The following is a 21,793-nucleotide window of genomic DNA, read 5'->3' as shown; positions in this document are numbered from 1 at the left end:
GAGAAAGGAGAAAACGCTTATGATGGTCAGGCAAGAAGAGCGCATTACCACTTCGCAAACAGCTGTTATCATCACCAATTTCCTGCTTGGGACAGGGATCCTGACACTTCCGCGAACGTCTGTTGACGAGGTCGGAACCCCTGATGTTTGGATCACGCTTATATTAGGCGGCTTAGTCGCTCTCTTGGCCGCGGTCATCATGGTAAAGCTCAACCATCAATATCCTGATAAAACCTTTTATGAATACAGTCAGGACATCATCGGCAAATGGATCGGCAGCCTGATCAGCTTGTTTTTCGTATCTTATCTATTGGCCCATTCCGGTTTTCAGGTCCGCTCGATGCTTGAAATCATCCGCTTTTTTTTACTGGAAGGAACACCCCGCTGGGCCATTGTCATGATTTTTTTATGGGTGGGATTATACTTGATCGTTGGCGGTTTAAGTTCGATCGCCCGATTGTTCCAAATCGTGCTCCCCATTACATTTATTCTTTTTCTGCTGGTCGTGTTTATGGGTATCGGAATTTTTGATGCGGACAACTTGCGTCCTGTACTTGGCAAGGGAATAGGGCCTGTCTTAAAAGGAATAAAGGTGACCGCATTGTCTTTTTCAGGTATTGAAATCATTTTGATCCTGATGCCCTTCATGTATCAGCCTCGCAAGGCCATTCATACGGTTGTGATCGGGATCGCCATCCCTTTGCTTTTCTATATGATCACCGTCGTTATGGTAATCGGCGCCCTGTCTATAGACGGGGTGGTATCACGAACCTGGCCGACGATTGATTTGATGAGAAGCTTTGAAATACCCGGTCTGATATTTGAACGGTTTGAGTCTTTGCTGCTGGTCATCTGGATCATGCAGCTGTTCTCCACCTTTGTCATTTCTTTTTATGGTGCAGCATTAGGCCTGGCCCAGCTCTTTAAAACAAATATTCGGCCGATGCTGTTTGCTTTACTTCCGGTGATTTATCTCATGGCCATGATCCCGAAAAATATCAACAACATGTTTGCATTCGGAGATTTTATTGGAAACAGCGGCGTTTATTTAGGCGGCATGACACCGCTCGTCCTGCTGGTGATTTCAAAAATAAAAAGGAGGAAACAAGGAACTGACAGAGGCTGATGATTGAAAAAGGAAAGGGGGGATTTCTCCATGATGGTGAGTCAGCAAGACAAAATTACCGTTTCGCAAACCGTCATCGTCATCACGAATTTTCTGCTGGGAACTGGTATCTTGACACTGCCGCGGACATCTGTGGAAGCGGTTAAGACGCCGGATGTCTGGCTGTCTGTTGTATTTGGAGGATTGATTGCTCTATTGGCAGGTTTCATCATGGTGAAATTAAGCATGGAATACCCCGAAAAAACGTTATATCAATACAGCCGCGATATTATTGGCAAGTGGCCGGGAGGGCTTTTCAGCCTGCTTTTGATTTGCTATTTTCTCGCAACGTCGAGTTTCCAAGTCCGTTCTGTTACAGAGGTTATGGGATTTTACTTACTGGAAGACACGCCGCTTTGGGCGATGGCGATGGTTTTTTTATGGAGCGGGATCTATTTAATAACCGGCGGTATCAATCCGGTTGCCCGACTTTATGAAATCATTTTTCCGATTACAGTTCTTATTTTTCTTGTCGTCATATTTATGAGTGCAAGCATATTCGAGACCGACAATTTGCGTCCGGTTCTCGGGAAAGGGATCGTGCCGGTGATGCAAGGAGTCAAGACAACGTCTTTTGCTTATACAGGCATAGAAGTTCTGCTGATCATCGTTCCTTTTATGAGAAAGCCCGAGCAAGCGTTAAAAGCTACTTTAATAGGTATTTCTTTCCCGATTGTCTTTTATATGATCACCGTTATTATGGTCATCGGTGCACTGTCGATCGATGGAGTGACATCCCGGACCTGGCCGACGATTGATTTAATGAGAAGCTTTGAAATACGAGGGCTGATTTTTGAACGATTTGAGTCCTTGCTGCTGGTCATCTGGATCATGCAAATATTCTCCAATTTTACGATCAGCTATTTTGCTGCTGCTATAGGGCTGTCACAACTCTTGAAGAGGAGGATGGAACCGATATTATTCGGCTTGCTTCCGGTTATTTATCTCATTGCGATGACGCCTAAAAATATCGACCAGCTCTTTCAAATGGGAGATCTGATCGGCAACAGCGCCATCTTTTTAGTCGGGCTCATTCCGCTCATGTTTTTGGTGATATCGAAAGTAAGGAGGAGAAAGTTTGGAAAAAATTAACACCATTCGCTACTTAACGATTGCTTTACTTTTGTTTTTATTAACCGGATGCTGGAGCAGCCACGAAATTGAAGAGCTGGGTCTCACATTTGCGATGGGGATTGACAAAGGCAAAGAAACCGAACTTGAAAAAAAATTTGACGAAATGGGAGGTGATTACCCGAAAAAAGATCGGATCACGATGATCTATCAATACGTGAACGAACAGGCGGCCGGTTCAAAATCGACTGGAGGAAGCACTGATCAAAAATCGTATATTAACGTTTATGAAACGGGGGACTCGCTTCAGCAAATTAACTCTGAAGTAGCATTGAGACAGGACAGGCCTGTATTCAGTCCTCATTTAAAGGTAATTGTCATCGCCGCTGAGCTTCTCCGCACCTATTCGCTGGCAGAACTGCTTGATCAGCCTCTCCGCGATAATGAAATCAGGCCGAGCAGTATGGTGATCGTCACAAGAGGGCGGGCGAGAGACACGCTTGAGCTGAAGGAAACCGGTGAAATGCCGGCGTTTCGACTGCGCAAAATTGTCGAAAATGAATATAAAGCGAAAAAAATTCTTCCTCCTGTGACACTTGCCAAACTGACAGGCAAAATGAGGTCAGGAACGAGCTATCTGCTTCAAAATGTTATTGGTACCGATGGGGAAGTCAAATATGCAGGAGCAGCCGCGATCAACGGAAAAACCAATAAGCTGATCGGTTATTTGGATGAACATGACTTAGAAGGGGTAATGTGGATCACCGGAATGGGAATTGGAGGCACGGTTAAAAGTTATGATCCGGAAGAAAAAAAAGTGACCGCATTTGGTGTCGAAACGATTAAAAGCGACATCAAGCCCATTGTCAAAGGAAACCGTCTTTCTTTTGAAGTGAACGTAAAGTCAGATGGGTATCTTGCGGAAAACTGGAGCACGAATGAAAAAGCTTTTGATAACAAATTTTTAGAAAAAGTCGAAAAAACAACCGCGAAAACCGTAAAAAAAACGATGGAGGACATTACAAAAAAAATGAAAACCGAATACAAAGCAGATCTTGCCGGATTCGGAAACGAGCTGAGGATCAAGCATCCGAGGCTTTGGGAAAAACTAAAGAAAAATTGGGATGAGACCTTTACCGATATACCGATTACATTTCATGTGCAAATCACGATTAAAGAATACGGTACCGTTGGGGATCAGTAACAGAAGCACTTCTAATCACGAAAGGCGGAGAAATACGCAATGATCCGTTCCGAAGATAAAATTACGACTTCTCAGGCCATTATTGTCTTAGTCAGTTATATTATGGCTGCCGGGATTCTCACCTTGCCAAGAACCGCTGCAGAAGAAGCCGGTACGCCGGATGTATGGATTTCCGTCCTATTAGGCGGAATTATCACAATGGCAGCCGGAGTGGTGATGACAAAATTAAGCCAGGATTATCCCGGGCAAACATTTTTTCAATATGGGGGAAACATTGTCGGAAAGTGGCTCAGTATTGTGATCAGCCTGCTGTTTATTGAGCATTTTGTGATGATTGCGGCTTTTGAAGCAAGAATTATGGCAGAAGTCATCACCTTTTTTTTGCTGCAGCAAACACCGATTTGGGCGATCGTCATGTCGATGATGTGGGTCGGATTTTATTCGATAAAAGACGGTATGGGATCGCTTGCCCGTTTATTTGAAATCATTTTTCCGATTACAATCCTTTTCTTTTTAACCGTCGTATTTATGAGTTTTGGCATATTCGAACTGGATAACCTGCGGCCAGTCCTCGGGGAAGGCATCATGCCGGCATTAAAGGGGACAAAAGCGACAATGCTTTCATTTATCAGCGCAGAAGTGATGATGTTTCTTTTGGCGTTTATGAAAAAGCCGAAAGATGGTGTCAAAGTCGTTGTCATGGGAATCGGCATTGCGATACTCTTTTACTTAACGACGGTCGTATTCGTGATCGGAGGGCTGTCAGTCGACGGGGTAACCGCGTTGACATGGCCGACGCTTGATCTCATCCGCAGTTTTGAAATGCCCGGCTTAATATTTGAACGTTTTGAATCGCTGCTCCTTGTCATCTGGATTATGCAGTTGTTTGCGACTTTTTCCGTCTCATTTTACGCCGCATCGCTGGGGTTGTCGCAAATTTTCAAAAAAAAGAGCAGACCGATCATGTTCGGTCTGCTTCCGGTGATGTATTTGCTCGCAATGACGCCAAAAAATATCGATAATGTATTTTCTCTCGGCGACATGGTCGGCTATCAAGCGGCTGTTTTATTCGGTATTGTGCCGATTCCGCTTTTATTGATTTCGAAAATGAGGAAAAAGAAACCTTTGCAAAGCTAGATGTTCAGCCCGCTTTGTTCACTTGCTTCTTAGCTCTCGGTTTCACCCTGTCATTCGGCATGAAAAACACGAGCAAAAAGGCGGCCGCTGCGGGGAAAATTGCCCAAGTAAACGTATGAACAATCGAATGTGAAAGCGCCTCGGTGATGTGATTTAAAATATCCGGCGGCATTGATGCCCGGGCACTAGACAAAATCTGGTTGGCATCATTCGGTGAGGCGAGATTTGAAGCGCCTGTGCTTTTAAACATATCTTCCATCTGTTCTGAAAATTGGTTTTTTTGAATCATGCCGAACATACTGGCGCCGATCGTCATGCCGAGAGAGCGCATAAAGTTGCTCGTAGAAGTCGCTGAGCCGCGCTGTTCCGGGCCGAAATGATGGATAGCCGCCATGCTTAATACAGAGAAAGAAAAACCGACTCCCAAGCCGACAACAATCATATAAATGGTTAATAATAAACGCGGAGTGTCAATGTTAAGCGTGCTTAATAAAGAAAACCCGCTGACGAGAACCAGTCCGGAGATGAGCATAATGTTCCGGTAGCTCATTTTTGTCGTTAAGAATCCGCCAAGCTGGGCTGATACGACAGAGCCGAGCATCATCGGCAAAAGAACAAGCCCGGAGTTTGTCGCAGAATCTCCGTAAACACCCTGAACAAAGATCGGAATCTGGATGGTAGCTGAAATAAATGTCCCGCCGTAAAATAAAGCGACAAGCGTGCTGCCGGCAAACAGCCGGTTTTTAAACATATGAAACGAAATGATCGGTTCACTGGCCTTACGTTCGATCATGAGGAAGCAAACCAATAAGACGGCTGCACTTCCGAAAAGAGTAAGGATGACATTCGAATCCCAGGCGTATTTCTCGCCGCCGAGCTCCAACGCAAACATGAGGCAGACGACCGCTCCTACGAGCGTGATCGCCCCTAGCCAATCAATGCGATGCTTTTCATGCTGTTTCGTTTCTTTGTAAAATAGAAGAATGAAAACAAAAGAAACCATACCGAGCGGCAGATTCATATAAAAAATCCAGTGCCAGCTGATGTAGTCAGTGACATAGGCGCCGATGAGCGGTCCGAAAATGCTCGAAAGGCCAAAAACAGCGCCGAAAAGTCCAGTGATCTTACCGCGTTTTTCCAGCGGGAAAATATCAAAAATGATGGTAAAAGCAATCGGAATGAGCGCGCCTCCGCCAATTCCTTGGATCGCGCGGTAAATGCTGAGCTGCTCAATGGTTGTAGCCGTTCCGCACAATGCTGATCCCGCCATGAACACGATGCTGCCAAAAAGAAAAAAACGTTTTCTTCCATACATATCCGACAGCTTGCCGAATATCGGCATGCCGGCCATTTCAGCGACCATAAAGGCAGATACAACCCAGACAAAGCTGTCGAGTCCGCCAAGATCGCCGACAATTGTTCCCATTGCCGTGACAACGATGGTATTGTCCATCGAAGCCATCAAAATAGCAAGCAAAAGCCCTGCTACAACAAATCCTAATTTTCGATTTTGAGTTTGTGACAAATCAATCTATTCTCCTTTAAATAAATTCGTTCTAAAGCAGCGTTTGGCATGGACGCTTCATCCTGTTATGATCATTTATATCAGGAAATAAATATCTTAGCTGCTAAGACATAATGATTTTATAGAAGGGTGTTACCGATGTCAAGAACAAATCATATTGAAGGAGAAGGGCTGCTCAACGAGCTGATACAGCAGTTGAGATTTCACAGCACCGCAACCATTTTTCTGCACGAGGCGATCGGCGAGAAAATCGGACTGAACGCCACGGATCATAAATGCCTTGAGATTATCGCGCGGGAAGGGAAAGTAACAGCGGGGGAGCTTGCCGCAAAAAGCGGGCTGACAACGGGAGCGATCACAGGCGTGATCGACCGCCTTGAGAAAACGGGCTATGTCAGACGCATCAGGGATTCGTCCGACAGAAGGCGTCTTTTAGTCGAGCTGATCCCGGAAAACATGGAGAAGATCTCTCATATCTTTCAAGACTTGGCGCAAGAATCTGCCGGATTTTTAAGCCGATATTCAGAGGGGGAACTGCAAACCATTATCAAATTTTTGAAAAACAGCACGGCGTTCGCCGCCGATTATGCCAAAACTTTAAAGAAGACAAAGTGACAAAAGACCGGTTTTGTTTCAACCGGTCTTTTGTACACGTTCATATTTTTTCAATTTGAACTCTTCCGGAAAAGAAAGTTGCTCCACCGCCCATATCAGCTAATCGATCAGGCGTCAGCGCATTGACGAGATAATGCTTCCCATCTGCATCCGCCCATAATCCTTGGCTGACGGCCACACCCGGAAGGACGTGTTCTCCGACCGCAGCGGGCAGGATACATGATCCGCGGTCATTCCAAACCTTCACCAAATCTCCGTTTTCGATGCCTTTTTCTTCGGCATCCTTTCTATTTAAGTGAAGTTTCGGCTCCTTTTCTAGTTTGATATGCTTTTCATTGTTTGAAAAGGTCGAATTTAAAAAATTATGATTCGGTCCGGGTACAAATAAAAACGGATACTTGTCAGTTTCAACAAGCGGGGTATGAGTCGGCAGGCCCGGATAGCCGTGCTGTTCCATCAGTTTTGAGTACAATTCAATTTTTCCGCTGGGCGTTGGCAGTTTATCAGGAAAAATCGTTTTCCGATTGGCTTTGACAAAATGCTTTTCAGTCAGGCTGTCGTAGTCAATGCCGTCGAGCCACGGATTATCAGGGTAGTCAAGCGCCTGTCTGATCATCTCTTCGTCGGAATCTTTCAGCGGTTCATCATCAAAGCCCAGCGCCTCAGCCAAAAGTCTGAATACTTCTGTATTTGACTTGCTCTCACCGTATTTTTCAATAACAGGCTGCTGAATTTGCGCATAATGGTGCCAATATGATGTATAGAAATCCGTATTTTCGAAAGCGGAAGAAGCCGGCAGGACGATATCGGCATACCGTGCCGTTTCCGTCAGGAATAAATCGTGAACAACCGTGAATAAATCTTCGCGCTCAAGCCCTTTCCTGACTTTGTTCGCCTCCGGCGCGACGACGGCCGGATTGCTGCTGTACACAAACAGCGAACGGATCGGAGGCTCGGTTTCTAGGAGAGCTTTGCCGAGCTGATTCATGTTGATGACTCTCGGCGTTCTGCCTTTTAGTAAATCGGGACGCTGCAAAGCTTTTGTATTATAGGCCAAAAATGCCGTGTTGCCTTTGATCGCTCCGCCTCCTTTTTTCGTCCATTGGCCCGTGATCGCGGGCAGGCACGCGATGGTGCGAACAATCATTCCTCCATTGTCATGATGCTGAAGACCGTTGCCGATCCGGATCAGGGAAGGGGAGGTGCGGCCGTACAAGCGGGCGAGCTCGATAATATCATTCCGGGATACGCCGGTGATTGCCTCTACAGTGGCGGGATCGTATTGCAGTACATGGCGACGGAGCTCTTCATGGCCGACTGTAAATTCTTTCAGAAATGGTTCATCAGCCAAATTTTCCTCGAATAAGACATGCATAATGCCAAGCGCAAGCGCGCTGTCCGTGCCGGGACGAATCGGAATAAACCAATCCGCCATCCGCCCTGTCTGATTTTTATGAACGTCGATCACAACGATTTTTGCACCGTTTTTCCGGGCTTTTTGAGCAATAGTGATTTGATGCATGTTGGTTGAGACTGCATTGATTCCCCAAAAGATAAACAGTTTTGTTTCCGTTGTATCTTCAGGGTCTGTGCCGATGCTTCCGCCCATCGTGTATTTATAGCCGACAGAACCGGCAGGAGTGCAAATCGCCCGGTCAAGCTGGCTCGACCCGAGGCGGTGAAAAAAGCGCCTGTCCATTCCTTCAGCCGTCAAATTCCCCATATTGCCGTAAAAGCTGTAGGGCAGAATGCTTTCGGGGCCTTCCTGTTCAATGAGCGACTGCCAGCGGGAGCGAATCGTTTCAATTGCTTCATCCCAGCTGATCGGTTCAAAAATCCCGTCACCTTTTGGACCCGTCCGTTTCAGCGGAGTTTTCAGCCGTTTGGGATCATAAATACGCTCCGTCATATTGCGGACTTTATTGCAAATATTGCCCTGTGTGACCGGATGATCCGGGTCGCCTTGTATTTTAACGATTTTTCCGTCTTTTTTATGAACGAGCAGCCCGCATTGATCCGGGCAGTCGAGCGAACATACGGATTTGAAAATCCCGTCTTTTTGATCAACAAATGACTCCATGGAATCCGTTCCTTTCCGATAAAATGAATATGATTCTAGCATTATATCACAAAATCTCGTCAATTCTGAAAATAAGAGCCGAAAGAATCGCGGCAGAACAACGATAAAAAAGGATGCCCCTGGAAGGACATCCTTTAAGTTTTTGTTTATTCTTTATCAAAATCAGGCGCGACCGCTTTTTTAATAAATAAAGCGGTAAAGAAAGCGATACAGCATAAAGCAAGCGCAAACCAGTAGGCATGGTGAACACCGTGTGTCATCGCTTCATGCACGATTTGTGGGCTTGCGGCTTCTTGTCCGGCAAGATAGCTTTTCTGGCCTTGGCTCATGATGCTGACGAACACCGAAACACCGAGTGCGCCTGCAACAGGCTGAAGCGTGTTGGCGATTGCCGTTCCATGAGGATATAAATGTTTCGGCAATTCGTTTAATGCATTCGTCTGCGCAGGCATCATGATGGCTGAGATCGACAGCATCAAGATGATGTACACAATAATAAACGCCCAGACCGGCACAGAAGGATTGATCCTGCTGAAGAAAAACATCACGCCGACGAGAACGATCGTACCCGGAATGATGAGTTTTCTCGGCCCGAACTTATCGAATAAAGCGCCCATGGCCGGTGACATGAGACCGTTTAGCAAGGCCCCGGGCAAAAGTAAAAGCCCTGCTGCTTTGGCTGTAAAACCAAGCGGTCCTTGCAAATACATCGGCATCACGATTTCGGAAGCGAACATCGCCATAATGACAATCACAAATAGGCAGACCCCGCGCGTGTAATTTTTATAGGCGAACACACGCACATCGAGCAACGGTTGTTCAAGCTTCAGCTGACGAAGCACGAACAACACGATACTGATCAGGCTGACGATGATTACACCGATGATCAGAGGGGACTGAAACCCTTCCGGAGCCTCTCCGGCACTGCTGAATCCGTATACGATTCCGCCGATCCCGATGGTTGAGAGAACGATCGATAAAAAATCAGCCCGCGGGCGCGTCGCTTCTCCGACATTTTGCAAATACTTCACCGCAAACAAGATTGAAAATACTGCAAAAGGGATGACGATAATAAACAGCCAGCGCCAGCCGAGGATGTCAACAATGACGCCCGAAAGAGTGGGGCCGATCGCCGGAGCAAACATGATGACCAAACCGAACGTCCCCATGATTTTCCCGCGGACTTCAGGCCGATAAATGAGCAAGAGCGCGTTCATAATAATAGGGATCAAGAGACCTGTACCGACCGCCTGAATCATGCGCCCCGTCAAGAGCATCGGAAAATTCACTGCACAAGCGGCGATGATGGTTCCGACTAAAAAAATCGACATGACGCCGATAAACATCTGTCTTGTCGTGAACCATTGAATCAGTAAAGCGGAAATAGGCATTAAAACACCCATGACAAGCATAAATCCGGTTGCCAGCCATTGAACAGTCGGGGCATCAACGTGAAAGACTTCCATCAGCTCTGTTAATGCGATGTTCAACAGCGTTTCATTTAATATTGCAAAAAATGCACCAATCATGAAGGTGACTAATATTGCTTTGGAATTAAACTTTTTCTCCATATCAAACCTCCTGTAATACAATTTACCCAAAAACATGACGACAAATGATATGTAGGATTCCCAGATATCCGGAGTCCCAATTTGTTTCTTTCGTTTTTCATCTTATATAATAACGTGTCTCCACCGCCGTTCATTGTTTTTCTTCATGATTGGCAACTATATGAGTATACTCGGTTTCACCCATATTTACAATAAAATTGTCAGGTTCATCTTTTGAAGTTAACGTATGGATGATTATGAAAAGACAGGGAGGGAAGGACATAGATCATCTTTTCAGTCAAATCAGCCGATTATTACAGGTATAATTTACCTGTATTGCTGGCAGCTGTTCTGACTGAAGAAAATTATCTCCGGATCCTTTCCCTGATAGATACTAAATCTGAAGAGTTCTTTTAAATGCACTGTCGACTCCCGTATTTATTTGGGCAACAGACACCATTACAATATTTCGATATATCCCTCTGTGCCATGCACGCGAATTTGTTGCCCATCTTTTATCAGCCCAGTCGCATTCTCCACTCCGACGACTGCCGGCAGGCCATATTCGCGTGCGATCACTGCTCCGTGGGTCATCAATCCGCCGACTTCGGTGACCAGGCCTTTTATGGATACAAATAATGGTGTCCAGCCTGGGTCGGTAAAGGAGGTGACTAATATATCTCCATCTTCCAGATCGGCATTTTCCATGTTTAAAATGACACGTGCTCTTCCTTCTATCACCCCGGAAGAAACAGGCAGGCCTGCAATCGCATTAGGCGGCAAATTTTCTCGTTTGTACGCACTTGTAATGATTTCGCCATCAGACGTGATCACACGCGGTGGAGTTAGTTTTTCATATAATTTGTACTCGTCTTTCCGTTTGCTGATGATCTGGTTATCTATTTTTTTTGTGCGTGCGACTTCGTAAAGCTCTTCAAAAGTGAGGTAGTATATATCTTCTTTTTCATGAATAACGCCCGCTTGTACGAGTTGTTCGGCTTCTTTCAGCAATGCCTGCTTATATACGAAGTAGCGACTGACTATGCCGTATTTTGGATATTCCCGGTAGCCGATGAAATTCCGGATGAGATCGATCATTCGTTTTGTTTCTTTAGCTTTTTGTTCACCATCCGGCAATTGCTTCAATCGATCAATTAACTCTTGTTCTTTTTCCAAAGCAGCCCGCCGCCCTTGCTCAAACTTTCGATTGCCGGCGTTAGGCTCGAAGTTTTTGATATGACTAAGAATCATGGGGACAAGTGTTATTGGTTTTTCACTCCAGCGAGGTCTTGTAATATCAATTTCTCCGGGACACCGCATTCCGTATTTGCTGAGATAATCATAAATAGCGTCTTGAATTTCCTTTCCACCATCAAACTTAACCAGTTCATCGAGAAAGTTATCTTCTTTTGCATGCTGCAAATAATCAATCACTTCTGGATAAGGGCGAATCACATCCGCGACATCCATCAGCTCCAGACCCATTTCCGAAGTAATATTGCCCGGTACAGATTGAGAAAGGGTATCAGCGGCGTTTTTTTCGCCTAGCCACTCGTTCATGTTTTCATTGATCCATGCTGAAGCATTCATCGCAGCCATAAACACAGCCGTACTTTGCGGGTCAAATAAGATCTTCTTTAATTGCTGAATATCTTCAAGAATAAAATCAAACAAATCCGATCCCGATTTCGCTTGGATGTTTTGCTTTAACTCTTCGATCGACGTTTGATTGCGCTTCATCAAATCAGAAACGATTGTCGGATCGTTCTCGAATTGCACCGGCATATCTGTTTGACCGTTGCCCGGAATCGGTGCTGTTTGATCATTTGGCATCAATTTTATAAAATCTCGCTCGATTACGGTCATGATTGCGTCTTTTGTAAGCGGATCTGCTCCCACGGTGTTTAATAAAGCTTCCCGGCCGGCACGTGTCGTCAGCCTAGGCGCAACATCAACAAACAATCTCCCGCCGGCTTTACGCATAGGTGCAGGAGTAATTAACAGATAAAAAGACAATCCCAACGGTTTAATGGGATCAGTCATCATTTGCTGATGACCAACAGATAGATAGACGTGATTTTCTTGATCATTCGCTTCAGGGATCGGGAATAAAGTCGTGATCGGCCGGCTCTGAACAATATAAAATGTATCATCAGCCAAACACCATTCGATATCTTGCGGCTGGCCGAAATGAGCTTCGATCTGTCTTCCGATACGTGCCAGCTGTAAAATTTGCCCATCAGTGAGTGCTTGAGACATCTGCTGATCAGGATCGATCTGCTTTGTCTCTGTTCCGCCTTGTGCTCGTCCATAAATCGCTAATTTCTTGGCCGCTATTCTCTTATCGGCGATTTGTCCGTTTTGCACTTTATAACAATCGGCAGAGACCAAGCCGGAGACCAGAGCTTCTCCAAGTCCAAAACCGGCATCGATTGAAAGCAGTTTCCGGTTGGAAGTCATCGGATCAGCGGTAAATAAAATCCCTGAAGCATGCGGGAAAACCATCTTTTGAATGATAACGGATAAATAAACTTGCCTGTGATCGAATCCATTCTGCATACGGTAGATGACCGCGCGCTCCGTAAACAGGGAAGCCCAGCATTTGCTGATATGCTGCAAGATCGCATCCTTGCCGATAACATTTAAATAGGTATCTTGTTGACCCGCAAAAGAAGCATGCGGCAAATCCTCGGCAGTCGCGCTAGAACGCACTGCATAAGCATGTTTCTCGCCAAATTGAGAGAGATAGTGAGCAACTGCTTTCACAACATCAGCAGGAATTTCTGCTTCCATAATGATTTGCCGAATCTTCCTGCTGATGTCACTAATTTGATCCCGATCCTCAACTTTTAGCATGGCCAGTTGAGCCAGCAACGCTTGGAACGTTTCGTTTCCCTTGACGGCTTTTTGAAATCCTGCTGTCGTGACGCAAAAGCCTTCTGGTACTTGTATTCCTTGAATTTTTGATAATTCCCCTAAATTTAACCCTTTTCCCCCGACAAGCAAAAGCTGTGTTTTTTCCATTTCATGAAAACCGAGAACGAAATGACTCATTCTGCATCTCTCCTTCGAAAAAAAATTTGACAAGAGCTTTCTGATATGGTAGACTTAAAATGTAAGATGGGATATCTATGACATTTAATTTTAAACGTACGTGATCTGATTATATCATCGCGTCTGTTTTTATGCAATATTAAAAGAACCTGGTAAAACCATGGTTCTTTTTTTGTTTCTTCATGCAATCGAATATAACGATGGCCGATTTAATCCGGTCGGTTCGCGGAAGATGCCAGCTGCGCAGGAGGTTTATTCTTCGCAAGTCGTCATATTTGCAAAAACGTAGTTTATTTTCCTATAATTTAAACGTGTGATACATATAGAAAGGAAGTTTTTCATATGCAATCTTTACAAAACAAAACCGCTCTGATTACAGGAGGGGGAAGAGGGATCGGCCGCGCAACAGCGATTGCCCTTGCAAAAGAAGGCGTACATATCGGCCTTATCGGCCGTACAGCTGCGAATCTTGAAAAAGCAGCAGAGGAATTAAAGGCGTTCGGCGTAAAAGTATCTGTAGCCGCAGCTGACGTAAAGGATTTAACAGCTGTAGAACGTGCAGTCCAATCCGTAAAAGGAGAGCTTGGACAAATCGACATTCTCATTAACAATGCCGGGATCGGCGGGTTTGCAGGATTTCTTGAGCAATCCCCCGAGGAGTGGGAAAATATTGTCCAGGTGAATCTGATGGGAGTTTATAATGTAACACGCGCCGTTCTGCCTGAAATGATCGAAAGAAAAGCCGGCGATATTATTAATATTTCTTCTACAGCAGGCCAAAGGGGAGCAGCCGGGACAAGCGCCTACAGCGCGTCTAAGTTCGCGGTACTCGGACTGACCGAATCGCTGATGCAGGAAGTCAGAAAGCACAATATCCGCGTGAGTGCTCTTACACCGAGCACGGTTGCGACGGACTTGGCAATCGACTCCAAATTAACAGACGGCAATCCGGAACGCGTCATGCAGCCTGAAGATCTGGCGGAATACATGGTTGCCCAACTTAAACTGCATCCGCGCATTTTTATTAAATCAGCGGGCATGTGGTCTACAAACCCTTAAACAATCAGGAAAGGACAGGCTTGAAACAGCCTGTCCTTTTTTCGTGCTATTTTTGCGAAAGGCGTACGGGGAGATGACGGACGCCGAAGACAAACGGACTTTGAATCGCTTTAAGCTCCTCTGAGCTGTCCTTTTCCACGGATGCATGCCGCAGCAAGTAATCGAGTGCGACTTTCGCTTCAAGCCGGGCAAGGGGAGCACCGAGACAAAAGTGGATGCCGAAGCCGAAGCTCATATGAGGGTTTGATTTACGATCAAGCTTAAAGCTGTCAGGGTCGTCAAATTTCAGTTCGTCACGGTTCGCTGAAGCGACCCAGTTGATCACCGTGGAACCTTTTGCAATCCGCACGCCTTTGATGTCAAGGTCTTCAGCCGCCGTGCGGCCGATTGCTTGCACGGGCGGATAATACCGCAGTGTTTCTTCAACAAAAACAGGAACGAGGGACAAATCTTGCCTTACGGCTTCCTGTGTGGCTTTGTCTTCGGTGAGATAGCGGACGCTGTTTGCGATCAGGTTAGTTGTCGTTTCGTTGCCTGCGACCAAAAGAATGATGCAAAAATTCAGCAGTTCTTCTTCTGTCAGCGACTTGCCGTCAACTTCTGCCCGTAGCAAAAGCGAAATCAGGTCGTCTTTTGGCTCTTTTTTGCGCTGCTTGATAATGTTTTTAAAATAATCCGCCAAAAACCGATTGCCTTCTTCACGGCGTTTGTACATCTGTTCAGCGGCTTCAGCCGAGCGGTCTTCCGCACCTGCGACAAGGATGTCTGAATAATGTTTAAACATGAGGCGGTCTTCAGCCGGAACGCCCAAAAGTTCAGCAATGATAATGACGGGAAGGGGAGCAGCCAAGTCATCCACCACATCAAACAAATCCTTCTGTTTCGCTTCGTTAAATAAAAAAGCCGTCACTTCTTCGATATGCGGCTCAAGCTCTTTCACCGCTTTCGGCGTAAAAGCTTTATTAACGATGGCCCTCATTTTTGTGTGTTTCGGCGGGTCCATTGTTAATATGCTTTTTCCTTCCATATTACCGCCGCGTTTTGAAGAGAAAAGCTTCGGGTTTTTTAACACGAATTGAACGTCTTCATACGAAAAGATATCCCAGCATTTTCGCTCATCATCGTAACGCAGAGGAGACGTCTTTCTGATCCGGTTATAAATCGGGAACGGAAACAGCCGGTCATTACTGGAGCTGATTTCTTTCATCGGAATCCAATTGGCATAGTGCTTGCTTGATTGAAGTGAATTTGAATTTGCCACGTCAACTCTCTCCTTTAACATGAATCGTTTATACATGATGAACCGGTTCAATCTTTACGTTATCACTATTTTTACAACGGTTTCAACGGACATATCATGAAAAAATTGTCAATTGGCCGAAAGTATCGGATCTAAAAAAGGAAAAAAGGCGAGGTATGCTCACAACACCGGGAACATCAGCTCAGAGATGGATGAAAAAAACGAGGCCGCACCTGATCAGGTACGGCCTCGATCTTTCAGCTTACGGCTTCTTCCCGGGAGAACTGGCTGTTATACAAATCGGCGTAAAAACCGTTCTCGCGGAGAAGCTCTTCATGGCTGCCTTTTTCAATAATATCTCCGTTTTTCATCACAAGAATCAGGTCGGCATCTTTAATGGTAGAAAGACGGTGGGCGATGACAAAACTCGTGCGGTTAGCCATCAGTTTGTTCATCGCTTTTTGAATATTCATTTCCGTCCGGGTGTCGACACTGCTAGTCGCTTCATCCAATATTAAAATCTTCGGATCGGCTAAAATGGCTCTCGCGATCGTGAGGAGCTGCCGCTGCCCTTGCGAGATGTTTTGGGCATCTTCGCCCAGTACCGTATCATAGCCGTCCGGCAAGGTACGGATAAAATCGTCGGCATAGGCGGCTTTTGCCGCCCTGATGATGTCTTCATCTGTTGCGCCATCACGTCCGTAGGCGATGTTTTCGCGGATGGTGCCGTTGAACAGCCATGTGTCCTGCAAAACCATCGCAAACATGCTTCTGGCCTGTTCGCGCGACAGTTCGCTGATGTCAGTGCCGCCGACCTTGATGCTGCCTTTGTTTAATTCATAAAACCGCATCAGCAAATTGATGATCGTCGTTTTTCCTGCACCAGTCGGTCCGACGATCGCAATTGTCTGGCCTTCTTTGGCATGGAGGCTTAAATCGCGGATGACCGGAACGTTTTTATCATAGCCGAAGGCGACACGTTCAAACGATACATCGCCTTTTAATGCGCCGGTATCGATGGAAGCCGGCGTCTCCTCGGTTTCCTCGTCTTCGTCTAAAAGACTGAACACCCTTTCGGCGGATGCGATTGCCGATTGGATTGTATTCGCGATTCCGGCAGCTTGAACGAGCGGCTGGGAAAATTGCTGCGTGTATTGGATAAAAGCCTGCACGCCTCCGATTAAGAGGGTGCCGTTAAGAACGAAAATACCGCCGGTTATGCTGACAAACACATAGCCGAGGTTGCCGATGAATGTCATGATCGGCATCATCAGACCTGAAATAAACTGCGCTTTCCAGCCTGACTGGTAAAGACGCTCATTCACTTCATTGAATTGCTGAATCGCTTTTTCTTCATGACCGAATGCCTTTACTTCCTGGTGCCCTGTAAACATCTCTTCAACGTGTCCGTTGATGTCGCCGAGTTCTTTCTGCTGCGTGCCGAAGTGTTTCTGCGAAAATGAGGCGATAAATCGGACAGCGAGCATGCTGAGCGGAACCGTGATGAAGACGACGAGCGTCAGCACAGGGCTGATCAGGAGCATCATGACGATGATTCCGACTATGGTAATGACAGACGTAATCATTTGCGTCAGCGCCTGCTGCAGTGACGTATTAATATTGTCAATATCATTGACGGCGCGGCTGAGCGTATCGCCATGCGAATGCTTGTCATAGTACTTTAAAGGGAGTCGCGTCAGCTTTTCATTCACTTCCTGGCGCATTTCGTATATCGTTTTCTGGGCTACGCCGGCCATCAGGTATTGCTGCAAGAACGTAAAGAAAGCAGAAAGCAGATACAGTCCTGCCAGGATCATCGTGATCCGGCCGAGAAAGCCGAATTGAACACCGGTGCCTTCTGTAAAGCTTGCGAAAAGGGAAGAGGTCGCATCTCCGAGAAGTTTTGGACTGATGACATTAAACAACGTCGCCAATATTGCAGCACAGACAACGAGCACCAGCTGGAAGGTCCGCGGTTTTAAATAGCGGGCCAATCTCAAGAGGGTCTTTTTAAATTCTTTCGGTTTTGTCTCGTGCATTCCTTTTGGTATCGAGCCGTGATGCTTTTGTTGTTGGCTCATGCGCTTTCCTCCTCGGCCTGCTGTGATGCCACAATTTCCTGGTAAATTCCATTTTCAGCAAGCAATTGTTGATGGGTGCCGATACCGGCTATTTTTCCTTCATTTAATACGATGATTTGGTCCGCATCTGTAATCGTGCTTACCCTTTGGGCAACAATAATGACGGCGGCATCAGCGGTAGTTTTCTGAAGCGCTTTTCTAAGCTTTTGATCCGTTTTGTAATCAAGCGCCGAAAAGCTGTCGTCAAATAAATAAATTTCCGGTTTTCTGACCAATGCCCGGGCGATGGAAAGCCGCTGTTTCTGGCCGCCTGAAAGGTTGGCTCCGGCCTGCTCGATATCAGATTCAATTCCATTTTCCTTGCCTTCCACAAACTCGGCAGCCTGTGCCGTTTCAAGTGCTTCCAAAATTTCTTCATCTGTTGCATCTTCTTTGCCAAATCGGATATTGTCCTTGATCGTCCCGCTGAATATTGAAGCTTTTTGCGGGACATAGCCGATTTTCGCGCGAAGCTCCTTTTGCGCCATCTTTCTGACATCTGTTCCGTTGACAAGCACAGACCCTTTTTCAATATCGAAAAATCTCGGGATCAATTGAAGGATCGTCGTTTTTCCGGCCCCTGTGCTGCCGATGATCGCAGTCGTTTCACCCGGTTTTGCCTTGAACGTAATATTTTCGAGAACGGGCTTTTCAGCTCCGGCATAACGAAAAGTCACATCTTGAAATTCCACATAACCGCGCAAGCCGCTGTCTTTCTGCGGCTCTTTCGGATCGGTAATCGAAGGCACTGTTAACAGCACTTCGTTAATGCGGTCGGCAGATGCCTGAGCCCTTGGGATCATCACGAATGTCATCGCAAGCATGATCAGCGCGATTAGAATCATGGATGCATATTGAAGGAAAGCCATTAAGTTCCCGACCTGCATGCTGCCTTGATCGATGCGGATGCCTCCGAACCAGATAATCGCGATGTTCGTGAAATTCATCATAATCATCATGACAGGAAATAGAAAAGCCATAATTCTGTTGACGGCGATGCCTGTATCGCGAAACTCTTCGTTTGCCTTTTGAAAACGGGCTTTTTCTTGATCAACTCGGTTAAAGGCGCGAACGACGCGAACTCCAGTCAAACCTTCCCTAAGAACAAGGTTGAGACGATCCGTCTTTTTTTGAAGAACGCCGAATAAGGGAACAGCTTTTCTTGTAATGAGAAAAATCAGCCCCGCAAGGATCGGGAGAGCGGCCAGAAATATAATCGACAGCTTGGCATCTCTGGACACGGCAAGCACAATACCGCCGACCAGCATTAACGGCGCTCTTGTCATCAATGAAAGCATCATGTTGAGTACATCCTGGACTTGCTTGACATCATTTGTGGTACGGGTAATGAGAGAAGCAGAACCGATTTTTCCGAATTCATCCATTGAATAGTGTTCAACTTTGACAAACAGCTTGCGCCTGATATCCCTTCCAAAGCCGAGGGCTGTTTTCGAAGCGAAAAACGCTTTTCCGACAGTCATGATGATGGCCAGAAGGGAGCAGGCGATCATCCAGCCGCCGGTTCTCAATATGAATGGCATGTCGCCGTTCACGATTCCGACATCAACGACATCTGCCATTAACGTCGGCAAATAAAGCTCAAGCACACTGCTCAGCAAAGTAAAAACAGCGACAAGAATCACTTGCAGCTTATAAGGCTTTAAATATTTTAAGAGTGAGATCATTTTTCAACCTTCTTTTCACTTGTTTTTTCTCCGTGTTCGATAAACTCGGATAACTTATGAATCAAATCGGCGAACTGCCTGCTTTCATCCTCGCCCAGAAACCGAGTGAGCTGCAGGAACCACCGGTTCAGCCCTTTAAGCGCATCGTCCGCCGCTTTTTTTCCTTCATCGGTTAAAAAAATCCGGACGATCCTCCTGTCATCCTCATCCATGCGCCGAAAAACGAGCCCTTTTTTTTCCATTCTGTTCAACATCTGCGTGACGAAAGGGGAGGTGACATGCAGAGCGCGGCTGATTTCGGATGCCATTTTGCCTTCACCGCTTGCTTCATTTAAAAACATCAGCGCTTTTGCCTCAGTCTTTTTCCATTCAACCGCAGGAAAAGACTGCTTCATTTCCGCATACCGCAGCCGGTTGAAAGCTTCGATCAACTGCACAACGGTCTTGCGGCTGACTTTATCTTGTTTCATAAAAAGCACCTGCTTCTCCATTTTAATTAATTAAGTAAATAAACTAAAACACGGTATTATCATACATAGAACAACAAAAGATTGTCAAAGAAGAAACTTATAAAAAAGAAAAAACCCGATCATTGATGACATGACCGGGTCATTGTACGAGCTTCATAAAAAAATCTTTCATTTCAAGGTGGCGAAGATGTTCCGGAACTTTTTCCGAACCGACGATGATCATCGGAGCCAAGCTATCCGTTTTATAAAGTGAGCCATGGCCGCCTCCGCCAAAATGGAGGGGAGACTTTTCGCCGGCAAATTGGAACCCGGGTTTCGCGTCGGCGATCACAAACTGTCCGCGATGCGAATGCATGGCGCTGTATAGGCGGGCAAGAGCATCCGGGTAATCGCCGTATTGGATCGAGACGCCGTCTGCTTTAATGTCCAATAAAGAAAAATCTCCGCTGATCGTCCATGACTGCCCGTAAGGATCTTGATAGCCGCCTTTTGGACGAAACCGAAGCGGTTTTAAAGAACGCTTCGAATCAACATATATCCAGCCGCTTTTTTTCCACGCTGTGAAAGCGATTCGTTCGTCTTTTTTCAATTCATTGACGGCACCTTGCAGCGGCATGTTTCGATCCGTGACATAAATGTATGCCATTCTGTCGTTTACTGCAAAAAGAAGCTGGGCGTTTCGATCGGGGGCTTCGTTTATTTTAGCGATCCGGTATCCTTTAAAAAGCGAATGAAGCCGGATGGCGGCCTTGTCTTTATCGCGTCCGATCGCTGTCTGCCCGCCATCACCCATGACGACCCATACCGCTTTTTCGGCCGCATCGCGCCAAGAATCATATGCATTCAATATACGCTGCAGCTGCTGGTCCATTTTTTCGAGGCCTTTCATATCCATCGGGCCTTTTTTGTGTGCATCATGGTCAAAATCGGGCAAGTAGGCGACAGTCAGCGCAGGAAGCTTCCTCTTTTTAATTAAATAGGCCACTTCCTGTGCTGTGAACTTGTCGTTAACGCCATAACCTTGCCAAATATGGTGGTAGGAGTTATTGGGATCGAGCTGGGCAAAGCGGCCGAACGAAAAAAGAGCCGGCCCGTTTACCGTCATATGTTCAGGCATCAATTTAAGCTTTTTGAGCGGGGGCGGGATATTTAATTCGTGGCGGTCAGGCCCTCTGTATATGAGCCCGTTGATGGATGCCGACTGTTTTCCTCGCACTTGCAAATCATCATGAACCGTTGTCACCTTTCGGCTTAAATGGCGGTGATTAAGAGAAAATATCCCGTCTTCGATCGTTTGTTTGATGCCGAGTGTGGCGATTTCTTTTTTATCGCTCCCGTAATTCACGATCCTCTGTTCATCCTGATTATACCAGACGAGCCCGGGAACGCGGTGGATATTCGGATAAGTTCCGGTGAGCAGGGTGCTGTCAATCGAAACCGACATGGTCGGATACGCGTTTACCACTTCAGGTTCATAATGACCGTTTTCAAGAAAGAATTTTAATGCCGGGGCGCGGCCTGCTTGAATCGCTTTTTTCAAAGGCTGATCCATCAAAGAGTCGATGATAAGGACAATGACCGGTTTTTTGGAGGATTTGACGGCCTCTGCTTCTTCATCCGGGAGTCCCAATTTTTCATTCCCGGCATTCAGCCATATAATAAATGAAATTAACGCACATATAAAAATGGCAAGAACAATGCTTAGCTTTTTCAAAATGGCCTCATTCCTTTAATCCCATCATATGCATATTCTGGCATGGGACGCCGGAAGTTATAGCTGGTAATACGTTCTAAATGATTCACGGCAGCTCTGGGGAA

15 protein-coding genes are annotated in these 21,793 nt (G+C 46.1%); 6 read left to right on the top strand and 9 right to left on the bottom strand.

What is annotated here, in order from left to right; translation table 11 throughout:
• Window positions 1-19 precede the first annotated feature (19 nt).
• Genes CP943_RS11255 through CP943_RS11240 form a run of 4 tightly spaced genes read left to right on the top strand, consistent with a single transcriptional unit; the run spans window position 20 to window position 4,577 of the window.
• The gene (locus CP943_RS11255) at window positions 20-1,126 is read left to right on the top strand and encodes a spore germination protein (RefSeq protein WP_105981012.1); all 1,107 of its coding nucleotides are present in this window, start codon (window positions 20-22) and stop codon (window positions 1,124-1,126) included.
• 30 nt (window positions 1,127-1,156) lie between these two features.
• The gene (locus CP943_RS11250) at window positions 1,157-2,257 is read left to right on the top strand and encodes a spore germination protein (RefSeq protein ID WP_105981011.1); all 1,101 of its coding nucleotides are present in this window, start codon (window positions 1,157-1,159) and stop codon (window positions 2,255-2,257) included.
• A complete protein-coding gene (locus CP943_RS11245; RefSeq protein ID WP_105981010.1) occupies window positions 2,244-3,440 on the top strand; it encodes a Ger(x)C family spore germination protein in 1,197 nt (398 codons plus the stop codon). Before CP943_RS11250 ends, CP943_RS11245 begins: the two co-directional genes overlap by 14 nt.
• 39 nt (window positions 3,441-3,479) lie before the next feature.
• Window positions 3,480-4,577: a spore germination protein gene (locus CP943_RS11240; protein WP_095292028.1), complete on the top strand. Its 1,098-nt coding sequence runs from the start codon at window positions 3,480-3,482 to the stop codon at window positions 4,575-4,577.
• 4 nt (window positions 4,578-4,581) lie between these two features.
• Here CP943_RS11240 and CP943_RS11235 read toward each other — a convergent pair whose 3' ends face one another.
• The gene (locus CP943_RS11235; RefSeq protein ID WP_051303789.1) at window positions 4,582-6,039 is read right to left on the bottom strand and encodes an MDR family MFS transporter; all 1,458 of its coding nucleotides are present in this window, start codon (window positions 6,037-6,039) and stop codon (window positions 4,582-4,584) included.
• A gap of 201 nt (window positions 6,040-6,240) precedes the next feature.
• On the opposite strand from CP943_RS11235, the gene CP943_RS11230 reads away from it, so the two are divergent.
• Window positions 6,241-6,717 carry a MarR family winged helix-turn-helix transcriptional regulator gene (locus tag CP943_RS11230; protein WP_023855731.1) on the top strand — a complete coding sequence of 159 codons (477 nt, stop codon included), beginning with the start codon at window positions 6,241-6,243 and terminating at the stop codon, window positions 6,715-6,717.
• Between the two features lie 40 nt (window positions 6,718-6,757).
• Here CP943_RS11230 and CP943_RS11225 read toward each other — a convergent pair whose 3' ends face one another.
• The 3 genes from CP943_RS11225 to ppsA form a co-directional block, all read right to left on the bottom strand.
• Window positions 6,758-8,797, bottom strand: a complete 2,040-nt coding sequence (locus CP943_RS11225) for a molybdopterin-containing oxidoreductase family protein (RefSeq protein ID WP_023855732.1) — start codon at window positions 8,795-8,797, stop codon at window positions 6,758-6,760.
• A gap of 146 nt (window positions 8,798-8,943) precedes the next feature.
• Window positions 8,944-10,368, bottom strand: coding sequence for an MDR family MFS transporter (locus tag CP943_RS11220; protein WP_026579590.1), 1,425 nt, complete (start codon window positions 10,366-10,368; stop codon window positions 8,944-8,946).
• A 438-nt stretch (window positions 10,369-10,806) separates the two neighbouring features.
• Window positions 10,807-13,401 (bottom strand): phosphoenolpyruvate synthase, encoded by a 2,595-nt coding sequence (gene ppsA / locus CP943_RS11215; protein WP_105981009.1) that lies wholly within the window; start codon window positions 13,399-13,401, stop codon window positions 10,807-10,809.
• Between the two features lie 342 nt (window positions 13,402-13,743).
• Here ppsA and CP943_RS11210 point away from each other — a divergent pair, with 342 nt between their 5' ends.
• Complete coding sequence (locus CP943_RS11210) at window positions 13,744-14,460, top strand: 3-ketoacyl-ACP reductase (RefSeq protein WP_020451729.1); 717 nt, start codon at window positions 13,744-13,746, stop codon at window positions 14,458-14,460.
• Between the two features lie 46 nt (window positions 14,461-14,506).
• On the opposite strand, the gene CP943_RS11205 is transcribed toward CP943_RS11210, so the two are convergent.
• The 5 genes from CP943_RS11205 to CP943_RS11185 all read right to left on the bottom strand — a co-directional run bounded on the left by CP943_RS11205 (window position 14,507) and on the right by CP943_RS11185 (window position 21,689).
• Window positions 14,507-15,721, bottom strand: coding sequence for a cytochrome P450 (locus tag CP943_RS11205; RefSeq protein WP_105981008.1), 1,215 nt, complete (start codon window positions 15,719-15,721; stop codon window positions 14,507-14,509).
• 236 nt (window positions 15,722-15,957) lie between these two features.
• On the bottom strand, window positions 15,958-17,781 hold the full coding sequence (locus tag CP943_RS11200) for an ABC transporter ATP-binding protein (RefSeq protein WP_026579592.1): 1,824 nt from the start codon (window positions 17,779-17,781) through the stop codon (window positions 15,958-15,960).
• Window positions 17,778-19,505, bottom strand: coding sequence for an ABC transporter ATP-binding protein (locus tag CP943_RS11195; protein WP_023855736.1), 1,728 nt, complete (start codon window positions 19,503-19,505; stop codon window positions 17,778-17,780). The genes CP943_RS11200 and CP943_RS11195 overlap by 4 nt, the downstream gene beginning before the upstream one ends.
• The gene (locus CP943_RS11190) at window positions 19,502-19,975 is read right to left on the bottom strand and encodes a MarR family winged helix-turn-helix transcriptional regulator (protein ID WP_026579593.1); all 474 of its coding nucleotides are present in this window, start codon (window positions 19,973-19,975) and stop codon (window positions 19,502-19,504) included. Before CP943_RS11190 ends, CP943_RS11195 begins: the two co-directional genes overlap by 4 nt.
• Window positions 19,976-20,114: 139 nt before the next feature.
• Window positions 20,115-21,689 (bottom strand): alkaline phosphatase family protein, encoded by a 1,575-nt coding sequence (locus tag CP943_RS11185; RefSeq protein WP_105978804.1) that lies wholly within the window; start codon window positions 21,687-21,689, stop codon window positions 20,115-20,117.
• Window positions 21,690-21,793: the final 104 nt, after the last annotated feature.

The organism is Bacillus paralicheniformis (assembly GCF_002993925.1).
In the GTDB taxonomy this organism is placed as follows: Bacteria; Bacillota; Bacilli; order Bacillales; family Bacillaceae; genus Bacillus; species Bacillus paralicheniformis.
This window is presented reverse-complemented; position numbering and strand designations above follow the sequence as displayed.